Consider the following 15,853-nt stretch of genomic DNA (forward strand, 5'->3'; position numbering starts at 1 on the left):
TGAGATCCCTGTAGAGCCGTCCGAGACCAGGACGTTGATAGGCTGGGTGTGTAAGTGTTGTAAGGCATTGAGCTAACCAGTACTAATTGCTCGTGAGGCTTGACCATATAACGCCCAAGGCGTTTGAGATGAATGGTTGAAAAAGATTATCGCGCGCTGAAAAGCGCACCGGTTGAAGCTTGTAACGACGATACGACAAAGACAATCAGACCAGCGTGCACCGCACGAGGGTTTAACAAGATCCAGTTTGTACCAGTTTTGCTTGGCGACCATAGAGCCGTGGAACCACCTGATCCCATCCCGAACTCAGCAGTGAAACGCGTCATCGCCGATGGTAGTGTGGGGCTTCCCCATGTGAGAGTAGGTCATCGCCAAGCATTTAATTAAGTGAAAACCCCGGTCTCGATGAGGCCGGGGTTTTTGCGTTATGGCGTCCCTGCCATTCTGCTTGATCTTCCCTCATTGCGTCACTACGCCATCAAGTGGTGGCCGGCATCGATATGGATGCGGTTGCCGGTTAGCGCTGAGGCATGCTCACTGATCAGGAAGGCGGCCATACGGCCTACGTCATCGGGGGTACCCAGGCGGTGCAGCGGCGAGCGGCTGACGGCATCTTCCATCAAGGCATCGAAGGCATTGATGCCACTGGCGGCGCGTGTCGGCATAGGGCCAGGAGACAGTGAGTGGATGCGAATGCCAAGTGGACCCAGCTCGGAGGCCAGGTAGCGTACCGAACTTTCCAGGGCTGCCTTGACGGGCCCCATCAGGTTGTAATGCTCAACAACCCGTTCAGCGCCGTGGTAACTCATCGTCAGCAGGGTGCCGCCTGAGGGCATCAAATCACGGCTAAGACGAGCCATGCGGATGAAGGAGTGGCAGGAGATATCCATGGCCTGGCCAAAGCCTTCCGCAGAAGAGTTAACCAGCTGACCATGGAGCTCTTCCAATGGTGACCAGGCGATCGAGTGGATCACGAAATCCACTTCGCCCCATTCGGCTTCCAGTTTGAGAAAGACGTCTTCAAGTTGGCCTGGTTCGGCCACATTGCAGGGCAGCAAAAGGCTGGCACCTAGCTGTTGTGCCAAGGGTTCGACATAAGGTCGCGCTTTTTCGTTCAGATAGGTGATGCACAGCTCTGCTCCCAGCGAAGCCAGTACTTCAGCACAGCCGAAGGCGATGCTGTGGCGGTTGGCAATGCCAAAGATCACGCCACGTTTGCCGGTTAAATCAATCATTGTGTACCCTCACCTTAATCATGAGTCTTTATACTGAGCCACTTGAATGACATTGGAATGAAGCCCCAGATGGCTGTCGGAGAAAGGCAGGAGGACCCAGTTCTACATGCCGGTACACAGGTAGAACTGAGCCCTTTGTCGAGGGGGATGCCAGCCGGGATCAGGATCCCGGCAGATGCGGCTGTGGCCGGCCGATGTGGTAGCCCTGCGCGTAATCGATGCCGCTCTGTTTTACCAGTTCCAGCACTTCCTCGGTCTCGACAAATTCGGCCACCGTTTTCAGTTTCAGCTTCTTGGCCAGTTCGGTAATGCTGGTCACGAAAGCCAGGTCCCTGGGGTCATTGGCCATATTGGCGATGAACTCGCCCTCAATTTTGACGAAGTCGATCGGCAGGTACTTGAGGTAGTGGAATGAGGAGAAGCCTGAGCCGAAGTCATCAATGGCCAGCAGGTAGCCCGACTCCTTGAGGCTGCGCACGAAGTTTTCCAGCAGGGCGATATTCTTCACCGTATCCCGTTCGGTGATTTCGAACACGATACGCTCGGGAACCATGTTGTACTTTACTGTCAGCCCGTGCAGCGTCTGCAGGAAGTCGCGTACCAGTACGGCCCGCGGTGACAGGTTGATGAACAGCAGCCCAGTGTAACCGCACTCCTGTACCATCGCGAAGGCCTTCTCCATGACGATATAGTCGAGCAGGTGGACTTTGCCCATTGATTCGGCAATCTCGATGAACTCGCCGGCGGACATCAGCTCCTGGTTGGGCAGGCGCAGGCGACTGAGTACCTCCACGGCCGGAATACCTTCCTCAAGCGGCTGTATCGGCTGAAACACCGGGATGATGCTGCGCTCTTCAATGGCGTTGTTGACCAGCAGCATTTTCTGGTTGAGGTCGTTGAAGATCTCGGCAACATCGTCCTGGTGTGGCAGGCTGATCCGGTTTTTGCCCTGGCTCTTGGCACGGTACATCAGGTTGTCCACGAACATGAATAGGTCCTTGCGGTTATCCGCATGATCGGGGAAGGTGCCTACGCCGATCGAGCCGGTGACCCGGATGGATTCGTTGTTGTCGGTTTCCAGCACGAACGACTGCAGGCAGTGCAGCAGCCGTTCGGATGCCTGCTCGGTCTCTTCCTGGGTCGTTTCAGGCAGGACTACGACGAACTCGTCACCGCCATAGCGGGCCAGAATATCCCCGGTGTTGAGTGCGCTCTGCATTGACAGGGAGAGCTGACGCAGCAGGGTGTCGCCGGTGGCATGTCCATAGCCGTCGTTGATCGCCTTGAAGTTATCGAGGTCGATCAGCATCAGGGCCACCTGATAGCCATGACGCTGGCAGCGGTCGAGCTCATAGTCGAGTAGCTCCCAAAACATGCGCTGGTTGTACAGGTTGGTCAGCGGGTCGCGGGTGGCGTAGTACTCCAGGTCGCGGGTGTACTTGTAGATCGCTTTCACCGAGCCGACCACGTTAAGCAGCGTGGACAGGATGCTTTCCAGTACCAGTACCTTGGTGCTGTCCTTGACGATATCGGCATGCACGCCGATGCCGACAATGCCGCCAATCTTGGGCGTCTCCACCAGCAGAGACTTGGTTTGCAGCTCGATTTCCTCGGGCGCCAGTGCCATTTCACCCTCGCTCTGCACGGAGTTATGGTGGATAACGACCTCGCCGGGCAGGGTAAAGCTGTCATTGTCTTTAAGCCGCTTCAGCACGGCCTGTTCCATCATCGCTTTGGTCTGCGGGGTAGGCGGATGCAGCCAGAAAATTTCCAGGTCGAAGATTTCGTCATCCACCTTGAAGATGGAGAACATGGTGTAGATCTGGATCACCTGGTTGATATCGAGCATCAGCAGGTTGACGTACTCACGCCAGTCTCGTACCACCTCAGAGGTAATGACGAATTTTTCCAGCAGACGGATTTCGAACTCGAGCAGATCCTTGTCCACCGCGATTGATCTGAGCCGCTCCGCCAGCGTTTCGACCTGGGTAAATATATGATTGATTTCACGGAAACCCAGCTCCTGACGGTGGTGAGAGAGCTGGTTCAAGTCCTGCAGGGAGTCCACGCGGGCGATCCCGTTGCTGAGCTCCTCCACTGAGTTGTTGACCTTGAGGCTGACCTTGCGCACGGCCCAGAAGCCGAACAGGGCGGGCAGTGGGGACAGCAACAGCAGATAGGCGAACAGGTTGCGGGTTGCCGTATCGAACTGGCGGCCCAGGTCCTGACGGACTTCGATCAACCCCAGATTGTCGCCGACCTGTGCATTGGTATGGCACCCGAGACACACTTCTCGTGCCTGCAAGGGATAAAGAAAACGTTGCTGATCGCCCTCGGTAATTTCTCGGGTTTCACCGCTTTTCATCGTCTGGCGCATCTGGGCATCCAGAGGGGGCTGCTCGATGACACCGAAACGCTCGGAGACTTTGCTGCCGCGGTACAGGTTAACGCCCAGTCCGGAGACATCGTGTTCCGGTCGTGACAGTTGCTGGATGAACTGCTCCAGCTGCTGGCGGGTCCAGCCCTGACTCATCACCAGGTACATGGCGTTGAAGGTGCTTTCCGCAACAGCGCGGGCAACCTCTTCGGCGTTATCCCGAACACTGGCATAGTAGGCCTGACGGCATACCAGCAGCAGGACCATAAAGCCAATGGCCGAGAACAGCAGGGTCCGGTTGAGCAGGTAGCCGCGAATAGAGGGCGCGCGATCACGATGAGTCATGAGGTGTAAACCATTGTAATTCTTGTTCACACATTCTACGGCCTGAGGGGGGATCTAGCTGTAGTCAATTTGGGTGTCGTTGATACCTGTCAATTTATGACGACAGTTGAATATTACACCAGTGGCGCTGTAGACCTTGTCGCCGTATGCAATCCCGAAGCGCGAGTAGTATCCTTGCGCGTTGAAGCGGCAGCGGGAGCAGGAATGTGAGCGAGCAAAACAGGGAGGGCCTGTCCACCGGACTGGCCATTATTCACGGCAACCGGCTGGAGGCCCTGCGCGAACTGCTGGTGTACTGGATGCGCAGTAACCCCCTTGGAGTGCTGGAGAATGAAACCATCCTGGTGCAGAGCAACGGTATCGCTCAATGGCTGCAACTGGCGTTGGCGCGCTCGCCGGAGGATGCTAACCAGCCGGGCTGTGGCATCGCCGCGGCACTGGATATCCAGCTGCCTTCGGCCTTCCTCTGGCAGGCCTACCGGGCTGTGCTCGGCGCTGACCGGGTGCCCAAGACCTCGCCCTACGACAAGTCTCGCCTAGCCTGGCGATTGCTGCGCCTGCTCCCCGATCTGATCGAACAACCTGAATGTGCCCAGCTGCGCCGTTTTCTGGCCGACGACCTTACGGCGCGTAAGGAATATCAGCTGGCGGAACGTCTGGCCGACCTCTACGACCAGTATCAGGTCTATCGCGCCGACTGGCTCAGTGCCTGGGCCGAAGGGCGTGATCTGTTGATCGATGCTCAGGGGCAGGAGCAGCTGTTGCCGGAGGAACAGCGCTGGCAGCCGCTGTTGTGGCGGGCCATCCGCGCCGACATGGATGAGGCTCAGCGCAATCTGAGCCGTGCCGATCTGCACCAGCAGTTTCTTGCGGCCTGTGGCCAACTGAAGCAACGCCCCCGAACCGTGCCGCGCCGGGTGATCATCTTTGGCATTTCGGCGCTGCCGCAGCAGTTTATCGAGGCGCTGTCGGCGCTGGCCGAGCATACCCAGGTGCTGCTTTGTGTGCACAACCCCTGCCGTCACTACTGGGCCGATATCATCGACGGCAAGGAATTGCTGCGCAGTACCCGCCGGCGTCAGGCACTCAAGGCCGGTATGCCGCAAGAGCTCAGTGATGCCGATCTGCATCTGCATGCCCAGCCGTTGCTGGCGGCTTGGGGCAAACAGGGCCGTGACTATATCCGCCTGCTGGATCAGTTTGACGATACCAGCCAGTACCGCGATTGGTTCCAGCGTATCGACCTCTTTGATGATGCCGAGCCCGACATTGAACAGCTGTCACTGCTGAACCAGATTCAGCAGGATATCCTGGAGCTTGAAGCTCTGCCTGAGGAGCCGCGATGCTGGCTTGAAAGTGATGACTCACTGACCTTTCAGGTCGCACACAGCCGCCAGCGTGAGGTCGAGATCCTGCACGACCAGATGCTGCAGTGGTTCCAGGACGACCCCAGCCTGAAACCGCGCGATATCATCGTCATGGTGCCGGACGTCAACCAGTACGCGCCGCATATCCGTTCGGTATTCGGCCGTATGTCGCGGCAGGACCCGCGCTTCATCCCCTTTACCCTGAACGACCAGCAGAACCGAGGCCAGGCGCCGCTGCTGATCGCACTGGAGCTGCTGCTGCAGCTGCCACAGGAGCGCTTCGGCATCAGCCAGCTGTTCGATCTGCTGGAAGTGCCGGCCCTGCGCGAGCGCTTCGGCATGGCCGAGAGCGATCTGCCCCAGCTGCAGCACTGGATCCGTGATTCGGGCATTCGCTGGGGGCTGGACAGTGCCCAGCGTGCCGGCCTGGAACTGCCGGAAGGACTGGAGCAGAACACCTGGCTGTTCGGCCTCAAACGGATGCTGCTGGGCTACATCATGGGCGATGAGCAGACCTTCGCCGAGATCGAGGCCTACGGTGAAGTGGGCGGGCTGGAAGCGGCCCAGGTCGGTCCACTGGCGGAACTGGTTGCCGCGCTGCTGCAGCTGCGTGAGCACTTGCTGACCCCCAAGCCCTGTCCAGAGTGGAGCCTGGTGCTGACCGAACTGCTGGAGCGTTTCCTGCAGCCGGTCAGCGATCAGGATCTGATGCTGATGGAGCGGCTGACCCAGCGCCTGCAGCAATGGCAGGAAGCCTGCACCGAAGCGGCACTGGAGCGTCCGTTGCCACTGGAAGTCGTGCGTGACAGCTGGCTCGACGGCATCGACGAGATGAGCCTGTCGCAACGCTTCCTTGCCGGGGCGGTCAACATCGCCACCCTGATGCCGATGCGTGCCATTCCCTTCCGCCGCGTTTGCCTGCTGGGCATGAACGATGGCGACTACCCGAGGGTCCAGCCGCCGATGGACTTCGACCTGATGGTAGGGCGCTATCGTCCCGGTGACCGCTCCCGTCGCGAGGACGATCGCTATCTGTTCCTCGAAGCCATGCTGTCGGCGCGCGATGCGCTCTACATCAGCTGGCTTGGGCGCAGCGTGCGCGACAACGCCGAGCAGCCGCCGTCGGTACTGGTGGCCCAGCTGCGCGATCATCTGGAACAGGGCTGGCAGGTCGAGGATGGTGCTGAGCTGCTGGTGCAACTGACCACCGAGCATCCGCTGCAGCCGTTCAGCCCGCGCTACTTCGAACAGAATCCGCGCCTGTTCACCTATGCCGGTGAATGGCGCGAGGTCCATGACGGCATCGAACAGCAGGAGCAGGCTAGCCTGCCGCCGCTGGAACTGCCGGAAACCCTCAACTTGAAAACCCTGCAGCGTTTCCTGCGTTACCCGGTACAGACCTTCTTCAATCAGCGCCTGGGCGTCTGGTTCGAGACGCTGGAAGAGGTGCAGGAGGAGCACGAACCTTTCCGCTTCGATCGCCTGGACCAGTTCCGCCTCGGTTCCGAACTGATCAGCGCCGGACTTAAGGCCGAGAGCCACGAAGCCGGCATCCAGTCGCAACTGGCACGCTGGCAACGGGCCGGTGAACTGCCGCTGGGGCCCTACGGCGAGCGTGCGCTGCGCGAGATCGTCAGTCCGGCGGCATCGACCCTGAGGCACCTGCAGCAGCTGCAGGCGGACTGGCAGCCGCTGCCGGAACCGCTGGAGTTGCAGCTGAGGCTCAAGGCCGAGACTCATGAAGTGCTGCTGGAAGACTGGGTCAGCGGCCTTTACCGTCACAACGGCGGGCAGGAGCTTGCGCTGATCCTGTCCTCGCCCCAGGCGATCAGCGACAAGGGCGCGCCGCGCTGGCATCGGCTGGTGCGTGCCTGGCTGGATCATCTGGCCGTCAGCGCGAGCGGGTACTCACTGACAACCTTCCTGGTGGGGCCGGATACCAGCGCTCGCATTCGTCCTCTGGTCGCCGACCGGGCGCAGCAACTGCTCGATGAGGTACTGTCGCGCTACCTGAAAGCGCTGGCGCAGCCGGCTCCGTTGGCCTGCCGTACCGGCCTGGCACTGCTCAGCGCTCCTGAGGACAAGGACCCGATTGAAGTGGCAGCCAACGCCTATGAAGGCAACAGCCGCTTCCCCGGTGAAGGCGCCACTGACCGCTACCTGCAGCGGGCCTGGCCTGTATTCGAGCCGCTGCTGGCGGCCGGTCTGGAAGACTGGGCCCAGGCCCTCTACCGTCCCCTGATTGAACAGGGTGAACTGCTGTCACGGGAGGACGCATGAGCGCTCTGATCTCTAATACCCAGACCTCTAATACCCTGAGCCCCAATACTTACCCCGAAGCGCTGAACCCGCTGACGTTTCCGCTGCACGGCCAGCGGCTGATCGAGGCCAGTGCCGGTACCGGCAAGACCTTCACCATCGCCGCGCTCTACGTGCGCCTGGTGCTGGGCCACGGCGATAGCGAGTCCGGCTTTGGCCGGCCTCTGCTGCCACCCGATATTCTGGTGGTGACCTTTACCAACGCCGCCACCCGTGAGCTGCGCGACCGTATCCGCAGTCGTCTGGCTGAAGCGTCACTGGTCTTTCGTGGCAAGGTAAAGCCCGACCCCTTCCTGCAGCAGCTGCTGGACGAGCCGGATTACGTCGATGCAGAGGCGCGGGCGCTGGCCGCGCGCAAACTTGAACAGGCCGCCGAGTGGATGGATGAGGCGGCGGTCTATACCATCCACAGCTGGAGCCAGCGCATGTTGACCCAGCACGCCTTTGATACCGGCAGCCTGTTTCAGCAGCAGCTGGAGCAGGATGACAGCGAGCTGCTGGCCGAGATGGCACGGGACTATTGGCGCAGCTGGTGTTACGCGCTGTCGCCGGCTGCCGCCGAGGCGCTGAGTGACCTGGCGTCCGATCCCGACAGTCTGCTGCACACGGTCAGGCCCTTGCTGCACCCCGGCGAACAGGAGGTGCGCTATCAGGGGGAAGTAGTGGCACAGATGCTGTCACCGGCCGACTATGCCGCGCAGCTGGACCGCTGGCTGCCGCAGAAAGAGCAGCTGGAACAGCAGGCGCGTGCGCTCTGGTCCGCCGAGCGCGAAACGATCGAAACGCTGTTGATCGAGGCGGCGCAGACGAAAGTGCTCAATAACCAGAGCTACAGGCCGGCATCCCTGCCCGACAAGTTGGCCGAAATGGCCGCCTGGGCCGAGGGTGCTTCGCTGGCGGCCGACAAGCTGGAACACTTTGGCCTGGCCAAACTGAGCGCCAAAACGGCCAAGGCCAAGCAGGACCAGACACCGGGTCACCCGGTGTTTGACCAGCTGCAGCAACTGGTGGACTACCTTGAAGGCAAACCCCCGGTACAGCCGGTGCAGCTGCATGCGGCACGCTGGATCCAGCAGCGCTTTGCCCGCTGCCGTGAACGGGCGGCGACGCTGGGCTTCAACGACATGCTGCTGCGCCTGGACGAGGCACTGCAGGGCGAGGGCGGCGAGCACCTGGCCACCACCATCCGCCGCCAGTACCCGGTGGCGCTGATTGACGAATTCCAGGACACCGATCCGCTGCAGTACCGCATTTTCAGCCGGGTCTACCAGAGCGTCCAGCCCGACGATTGCCTTGCCGAGACCCAAGCCTCGGCGCTGCTGATGATCGGTGACCCCAAGCAGGCGATCTACGCCTTCCGTGGCGCCGATATCCACACCTACCTGCAGGCACGTGAGGATACGGCGGGGCGGCACTATACCCTGGGGCGCAACTTCCGCTCCTCTTCTGCTCTGGTTGAAGCGGTCAACCGTCTGTTCGAGCAGGCCGAGTCCAGCCAGCCGGCCGGTGCCTTCCGCTTCGCCCGTGACGGCGACAATCCGCTGCCGTTTATTCCGGTGGAGGCCAACGGGCGCAAGGAGGTGTTCGAGGTGGACGGTACCCGCCCGGCGGCACTGAATCACTGGCTACTGAGCGATGACGAGGCGGATGGTGTTGCGGTGGGCGACTACCGCCAGTTGATGGCTGAACACAGTGCCAGCGAAATCTGCCGCCTGCTGACGTTGGCGCAGCAGCAACGCGCCGGTTTCCGCAATGCTGAGGGGCAGCTGCAACCGCTCAAGCCCAGTGATATCGCCATCCTGGTGCGCAGTGGCAGCGAGGCGAAGGTGATCCGTGAGGCACTGGAGCGGCGTGCCGTGCGCAGCGTTTACCTGTCGGATCAGGCCTCGGTCTATGCCAGTGCCGAAGCGGAAGATCTGTGGCGCTGGCTGCGCGCCTGTGCCGAACCCGAGCAGGCCGACCGCCTGCATGGCGCCCTTGCAACAGCAACGCTGGATCTGGGCTATGCCACTCTGGAGCAGCTGACCCGGGACGAACAGCGCTGGGAGCAGGAAGTGGAGCGCTTCCGCCAGCTGCGCGAGATCTGGCAGCGCCAGGGCGTGCTGCCGATGGTGCGTCACCTGCTCGACGGTTTCGAACTGCCGGCTCGCCTGCTGCAACAGACCGGGGGTGAGCGGGTACTGACCAACCTGCTGCACTTGGCCGAGCTGCTGCAGAGCGCGAGCAGCCAGCTGGAAGGGGAGCTGGCGTTGATTCGTTATTTTCAGGAGCAGATCCTCGACAGCAACAACGGTAGTGACGAACACATCATGCGACTGGAAAGCGATGCCGATCTGGTGCAGGTGGTGACGATTCACAAGTCCAAGGGACTGGAGTATCCGCTGGTGTTTCTGCCGTTCATCTGCAACTACCGCGAGGTGACGGCCGACAACGGCAGTTACCGTTACCAGACCGATGAGGGCTCCGTGCTGGAGCTGGACAGCAGCGACCAGACGGCCAAGAAAGCGGCCGATGCCGAACGGCTGCAGGAAGACCTGCGTCTGCTTTACGTGGCGCTGACCCGGCCGGTACACGCCTGCTGGCTGGGTGTGGCGGCGATCAAGCGTAACCGCTCCCTCAGTGTGCACAAGAGCGCCTTTGGCCAGCTGCTTGGTTGTGCCGACAAGACCGACACGGTGACCTTGAAGAGCCTGCTGCAGCCGCTGGTCAGCGACGGCGTGATCGAGGTCGGTGCTCCGCCGTTGGTCGAGGTGGCCCTGCTGCCGGCGGCGACAGCGGCCCAGGCACTGGCACCGGCACGCAGCTGTGAGCGCCCGGTGGCCGGCGAACGCTGGTGGATCGCCAGTTACAGTGCCATCGCTCAGCTGCAGGGACAGATTGAACTGGAAGCTCCGGCCGAACCCGAGCCGTCCGAGACGCCCAGCGAGGAAACCGCACGCGAAAGCCGGGACGAAACTGCTGCCGGCTCGACCGTGGTCGAGTTCGACTACGATCCGCACCACTTCTGGAAAGGCCCCCAGGCCGGTACCTTCCTGCACGGCGTGCTGGAGTGGGCCGCCGACGAGGGTTTTGATCAGGTGGCGATGGATGAGCGCCTGCGCCAGGACTATCTGGCCCCGCGCTGCCAGCGCCGCGAATGGCAGCCCTGGCTGCCGGTGCTGGATATCTGGCTGGAGCAGCTGCTGAGCACGCCCCTGCCGTTGAGTGGGCCGCTGCCGGAGGGCGCTGTGCCCCTGGCGGGGCTGAGCGAGTATCAGGCCGAACTGGAGTTCTGGTTCGAGGTGGCCGAGGTGCCGGTGGCCAAACTTGACCGGCTGATCAGCCGTCAGGTCCTGCCGGGACAGCCGCGCCCAAGGCTGGCACCGCAGCAGCTGGGCGGCATGCTCAAGGGCTTTATTGACCTGGTGTTTGAACACGAAGGACGCTACTGGGTGGCCGATTACAAATCCAACTGGCTGGGGCCGGACGACAGTCACTACAGCGCAGCGGCGATGCAAAAGGCGGTACTGGAGAAGCGCTACGACGTGCAGTACGTGCTCTACCTGCTGGCGCTGCACCGCTTGCTCAAGGCGCGTCTGCCCGGCTATGCCGATGACCCGATCAGCGGCTATGAACAGCATGTGGGCGGTGCGCTTTACCTGTTCCTGCGTGGCATCAACGAGCCCGGTCACCACGGCTGCTGCATCGACCGGCCCGAGGCCGAACTGATCGAAAGCCTGGACCGTCTGCTGGCGGGCGAGGAGGTGGCCCATGGCTGAACAGAATGATCTTTTTGCCACCGACACCAAGCTACATCCGGCCCTAGCGGACTGGCCGGCGCTGGAAGAGCTGCTGCAGCGCTGGCAGGAGCGCGGCTGGATCCGTGCGCTGGACCTGGCGCTGGGCCGCTTCCTGCAGGAGCTGGAGCCGGGCACCTCGCCGCTGGTACTGCTGGCGGGGGTGCTGACCAGCCACCAGCTGGGCCGGGGGCATATCTGTGCCGATATCGATAACCTGCTGTCGGCGCCCGATACCGCGCTGTCGCTGCCGCCGGATGGCGAATTCGGCGAGGCGCTGCCGGACCGTCCGGTGGAGTTGTTGCAGGGGCTGGGGCGCAGCGAATGGCTGGCCGCCCTGCAGGCCTCGGTGCTGGTCAGTGCCGGTGATCCTCCGGCACCGCTGGTGCTGGAGCCGGGTTCCACCCGGCTCTACCTCTACCGTCAGTGGCGTTATGAAGTAGACGTGGCCGAACGGGTTGGTGATCGTCTGAGCGCTATCCCGGTGGATATGACACGGCTGCAGCAACGGCTGCATGAACTCTTCGCACCGGTGGACGTTTCCTCTGTGGATAAGTATTTAGACTGGCAGCAGCTGGCCTGTGCCCTGGTGGCCGGGCGCCGCTTCGGCATCATTACCGGAGGTCCCGGTACCGGGAAGACCACCACCGTGGTGCGTCTGCTGGCGCTGCTGCAAAGTCTGGCACGTGATGAGGGGCGTGCGTTGCGCATCCGTCTGGCGGCACCTACCGGCAAGGCGGCGGCGCGTCTGACCGAGTCGATCAGCGGCGCTGTCGGGCGCTTGCCTGAACCGCTGCAGCAGGATATCCCAAAGGAGGTGACCACCCTGCACCGCTTGCTGGGTGCACGTCCGGGTACCCGCCGTTTTGTCCACAACGTCGATAATCCGCTGCATGCCGACCTGGTGGTGGTGGATGAGGCCTCGATGATCGATCTGGAGATGATGCACCAGTTGCTGGCAGCCTTGCCGGCACGGGCACGGCTGATCTTGCTCGGTGACAAGGATCAGCTGGCCTCGGTGGAAGCCGGCTCGGTGCTGGGGGATCTCTGCGAAGGGGCAGATCTTGGCGGCTATACGCCCAATACTCTTGAACAGCTGCAAAATCTGACGGGACAGGATGTCGCCGCCTGGCAGGTGGTCGAGGGGGAAGCCTCGACTCAGCCACTGGCACAGGCGATCGCCATGCTCAGATTCAGTCACCGTTTCGGGGCCGACAGCGGCATAGGCGCGCTGGCGCGTGCCGTGAACTCTGGCCGACCGGAGGCGGTGAATCAGGTACTGAGCACCGGCTATGCCGATCTGGGGCTTACGGTACTCAAGGGCCACGAAGACCGGGCGCTGGAACGGCTGGTGCTGGAGGGCGGTCACCAGGCACCGAGCGCCGATGGCACAGCGCCCCAGGGGTATCGACACTATCTGCAGCAGCTGGTGGTCCTGCGACCGGCAGAGCCGACGCAGGACGCGCTGGATGCCTGGGCACGTGAGATCCTGCACGCCTTCGGTCAGTTTCAGCTGCTCTGCGCGCTGAGACGTGGCCCCTGGGGTGTGGAAGGGCTCAATGAGCGTATCGCGGCTGCCCTGCTGAAGGCCGGACTGATCGAGCGGGATCAGGGCTGGTATGAAGGGCGACCAGTGCTGGTGACCCGCAATGACTATGGCCTGGGGCTGATGAACGGCGATATCGGCATTACGCTGGCCTTGCCGGATGATCTGGGTGGCCAGGCACTGCGCGTCGTCTTCCCGCTGGCGGACGGTACGCTGAAGTGGGTGTTACCCAGCCGTCTGCAGGCGATTGAAACGGTCTTTGCCATGACCGTGCACAAGTCCCAGGGCTCTGAGTTCGCCCATACCGCGTTGCTGTTGCCACCAGCGATCAACCCGGTGCTGACGCGGGAGCTGGTCTATACCGGTATTACCCGGGCCAGCCGCTGGTTCAGTTTGTTGCTGGCGCATCGGGGGCGGTTGGACGATGCCGTGCGGGCGCGGGTACGGCGCGCCAGTGGTTTGCGTAACCGCCTGATCGAATCGAAGGAAGCATGCTGATGGTGTAAGGATATTCTCCGGTTGGACTGTTGAGATTATTCTTTATGGAATATTATTATTTCGCTTAAGAATAATCTTAATTAGATATAGTCAATGTACTGGAGAATGCCATGTGGAAATCAAACTGGCGTCTGACGCTGGCCGGTGCCCTGCTGGCCAGCGGGGTCGTTCAGGCTCAGGGAGTCGCAGCTGACGGGCAGAAAGTCGTCATGCAAGGGGATGGCAGTGGTGCGCCTTGCCTGGCCTGCCACGGTCTGGACGGTGCCGGTAACAATGCCGCCGGGTTTCCGCGTCTGGCGGGACTCAATGTGGATTACCTTGCCAAGCAGATACGTGACTATAACGCAGGCTTGCGGGTCAGCCCGATCATGCAGCCCAATGTGGATAACCTGAGCGAACAGCAGATTCTGGATGTGGCCGCCTACTATGCCCAGCAGCCGGTGCCGGCTGCGGCCACAGTGTCAGATGATGCCGAGTTGCTGGCACTGGGCGAGAAACTCGCGACGCGCGGTGACTGGAACCACTACATTCCGGCCTGCGAAAGCTGTCACGGGCCGGATAGCCAGGGTGTAAGCGCAACCTTCCCCGGCCTTGCCGGTCAGCACCCCAACTATATCAAGCAGCAATTGAACGCCTGGCGTTCAGGCCAGCGCCATAATGACCCCAATCAGCTGATGACCGGTGTTGCCGAACGTTTGACTGAGCAGCAGGTTGAAGCCGTGTCGATGTATCTGGGTGCGCAACCCGCCGTGGCCGCAGAGGGAGGGCAGTAAGATGAAATCCAACTACCTGACGCTGGCGCTTGCCGTGACCCTGAGTGCCCCGGTTTTGGCAAACGACGCCAAGGTGCCGGTTAACCTGCCGCAGCCGAAAGAGGGCCAGTATGTACACCAGGCCCCGACCATCGATGACCTGATGGCCGACGAGTCGATCAACCCTGAATTGCGCAAGGTGATCCTCAAGGGCTATGACATGTTCATGAACACCCAGCAGTTCCGGGGCGAGTACGTGTTCAACGACATGAACTGCAAGACCTGCCACATGGGCGAAGGCCGCATGAACTGGTCCGGCCCGGTCTGGCCTGCGGCGACCACGCTGCCGGACTACCGTGGCAAGAACAAGCATGTCAACTCGCTGGAAGAGCGTATTGCCGGCTGTTTTGCCTATTCCATGAACGGCAAGCCGCCCGCCTATGGCAGTGACGATATGCTGGCACTGGCCGCCTATCATCAGTGGCTGGCCAAGAGCGCACCGGTGTACGAACGCAATATCGCCGGACGTGGCTTCAGTCACTTGGGCAAGCAGATTCCGGAAGGGGTGAGCTACGAGAAAGGTCAGGCGGTCTATGAGGCCAACTGTGCCATCTGTCACGGCAGCGACGGTACCGGTCAGAAGAAGGACGGCAAGGTGGTGTTCCCGCCGTTGTGGGGCGATGGTGCCTACAACTGGGGAGCGGGCATGACGCGCATCTTCACGGCGGCTTCGTTCATCAAGAACAACATGCCACTGAGTAAGCCCGGTTCATTGAGTGATGACGAGGCCTGGAATGTCGCCTGGTTCATCAACAGCCAGGAACGTCCGCAGGACCCGCGTTATACCGGTGATGCCAAGGCCACCCGTGAGCAGTTCATCGGCTTTCACAAGCATACCCGCTATGGCACCGAGGTGAACGGTCAGGTACTGGGCCAGCATGACAACACAGGGGAGAAGCCCTTCCTCAAGCCGGACAGTCTCAAGCCCCGTACGTTTGAATAAACAGTACTTCGGAACAATATGCCCTCAGCGACGGCAGGTGTTTTGGCCCGCCGTTGCTTTCCCGTCCAGCAATCCTCTGCTGTACTCAATGCGTAGTGAGAGACAGGGGGCTGATCTGGCATAATGCCGGTGCAGCCAACAGCGCAAGAGGACAACATGAGCAGCACCCTGATATACAGCCTGATAGCCGCCGGACTGGTCGCGATCCTGATCCTGTCAGCCGTTATCGTCCGCCAGCTCGGCCGGGCCCGTCGCCTGCGGGAAGAGCAGGCCAAACGTGAAGCCGCTGCGGTGGCGGCTCTGGAGGAGCGTCACCAGTATCTACAGGAGAGCATCCGTCTGGTCGCCAGTGCCATTCTGCACGATGAAAAAATGACCCTGACCGAGGGCTGTATCCGCCTTAAGGTTCTGCTGGAAAATTTCCGTCCCCAGCTGCTGCAGCAGGACGCCTACGCGGTCATTACCGAAGTTCATGACAAGACCAGCCATATCCCGATCAAGGAGGAGTGGCAGGCGTTGCCGAAAAAGCTCAAGCGCAGTTACGAGCAGGAGATGCGCGAACTGGAAACTCAGCATCTGGAAGCCGTACAGGCCGTCGCCCGCGAACTGAGCACGGGTGAGCCGCTGCAGTAGGC

At 61.4% G+C, this 15,853-nt stretch carries 8 protein-coding genes and 2 rRNA genes; 8 read left to right on the plus strand and 2 right to left on the minus strand.

What is annotated here, in order from left to right; genetic code table 11:
- Together ABD013_RS06445 and rrf are read left to right on the plus strand one after the other, a co-directional pair.
- Nucleotides 1-107, plus strand: a 23S ribosomal RNA gene (locus ABD013_RS06445); the annotation flags it as partial.
- A gap of 154 nt (nt 108-261) precedes the next feature.
- Nucleotides 262-377, plus strand: a 5S ribosomal RNA gene (gene rrf / locus ABD013_RS06450).
- Nucleotides 378-470: 93 nt separating this feature from the next.
- On the opposite strand, the gene fabI is transcribed toward rrf, so the two are convergent.
- Together fabI and ABD013_RS06460 are read right to left on the minus strand one after the other, a co-directional pair.
- On the minus strand, nt 471-1,235 hold the full coding sequence (gene fabI / locus ABD013_RS06455; protein WP_343804017.1) for an enoyl-ACP reductase FabI: 765 nt from the start codon (nt 1,233-1,235) through the stop codon (nt 471-473).
- A 160-nt stretch (nt 1,236-1,395) separates the two neighbouring features.
- Nucleotides 1,396-3,957, minus strand: coding sequence for a putative bifunctional diguanylate cyclase/phosphodiesterase (locus tag ABD013_RS06460; protein ID WP_343804020.1), 2,562 nt, complete (start codon nt 3,955-3,957; stop codon nt 1,396-1,398).
- A 206-nt stretch (nt 3,958-4,163) separates the two neighbouring features.
- Here ABD013_RS06460 and recC point away from each other — a divergent pair, with 206 nt between their 5' ends.
- From recC to ABD013_RS06490, 6 genes are all read left to right on the plus strand, one after another.
- The gene (recC, locus tag ABD013_RS06465) at nt 4,164-7,604 is read left to right on the plus strand and encodes an exodeoxyribonuclease V subunit gamma (RefSeq protein WP_343804023.1); all 3,441 of its coding nucleotides are present in this window, start codon (nt 4,164-4,166) and stop codon (nt 7,602-7,604) included.
- On the plus strand, nt 7,601-11,401 hold the full coding sequence (gene recB / locus ABD013_RS06470) for an exodeoxyribonuclease V subunit beta (protein ID WP_343804026.1): 3,801 nt from the start codon (nt 7,601-7,603) through the stop codon (nt 11,399-11,401). The genes recC and recB overlap by 4 nt, the downstream gene beginning before the upstream one ends.
- Nucleotides 11,394-13,463: an exodeoxyribonuclease V subunit alpha gene (gene recD / locus ABD013_RS06475; RefSeq protein WP_343804029.1), complete on the plus strand. Its 2,070-nt coding sequence runs from the start codon at nt 11,394-11,396 to the stop codon at nt 13,461-13,463. The genes recB and recD overlap by 8 nt, the downstream gene beginning before the upstream one ends.
- Nucleotides 13,464-13,573: 110 nt before the next feature.
- The gene (locus tag ABD013_RS06480; RefSeq protein WP_343804032.1) at nt 13,574-14,236 is read left to right on the plus strand and encodes a c-type cytochrome; all 663 of its coding nucleotides are present in this window, start codon (nt 13,574-13,576) and stop codon (nt 14,234-14,236) included.
- A gap of 1 nt (nt 14,237) precedes the next feature.
- The gene (locus ABD013_RS06485; protein WP_343804035.1) at nt 14,238-15,218 is read left to right on the plus strand and encodes a c-type cytochrome; all 981 of its coding nucleotides are present in this window, start codon (nt 14,238-14,240) and stop codon (nt 15,216-15,218) included.
- A gap of 156 nt (nt 15,219-15,374) precedes the next feature.
- Nucleotides 15,375-15,851 (plus strand): DUF2489 domain-containing protein, encoded by a 477-nt coding sequence (locus tag ABD013_RS06490; protein ID WP_343804038.1) that lies wholly within the window; start codon nt 15,375-15,377, stop codon nt 15,849-15,851.
- The last annotated feature ends 2 nt before the right edge of the window (nt 15,852-15,853 follow it).

It is taken from the genome of Marinobacterium maritimum (genome assembly GCF_039523155.1).
In the GTDB taxonomy this organism is placed as follows: Bacteria; Pseudomonadota; Gammaproteobacteria; order Pseudomonadales; family Balneatricaceae; genus Marinobacterium; species Marinobacterium maritimum.

Excerpts from the sequence above, each read along its gene's own strand:
- fabI (WP_343804017.1), bottom strand. The coding sequence starts at position 1,235 with ATGATTGATTTAACCGGCAAACGTGGCGTGATCTTTGGCATTGCCAAC.
- ABD013_RS06460 (WP_343804020.1), bottom strand. The coding sequence starts at position 3,957 with ATGACTCATCGTGATCGCGCGCCCTCTATTCGCGGCTACCTGCTCAAC.
- recB (WP_343804026.1), top strand. The coding sequence starts at position 7,601 with ATGAGCGCTCTGATCTCTAATACCCAGACCTCTAATACCCTGAGCCCC.
- recD (WP_343804029.1), top strand. The coding sequence starts at position 11,394 with ATGGCTGAACAGAATGATCTTTTTGCCACCGACACCAAGCTACATCCG.
- ABD013_RS06480 (WP_343804032.1), top strand. The coding sequence starts at position 13,574 with ATGTGGAAATCAAACTGGCGTCTGACGCTGGCCGGTGCCCTGCTGGCC.
- ABD013_RS06485 (WP_343804035.1), top strand. The coding sequence starts at position 14,238 with ATGAAATCCAACTACCTGACGCTGGCGCTTGCCGTGACCCTGAGTGCC.
- ABD013_RS06490 (WP_343804038.1), top strand. The coding sequence starts at position 15,375 with ATGAGCAGCACCCTGATATACAGCCTGATAGCCGCCGGACTGGTCGCG.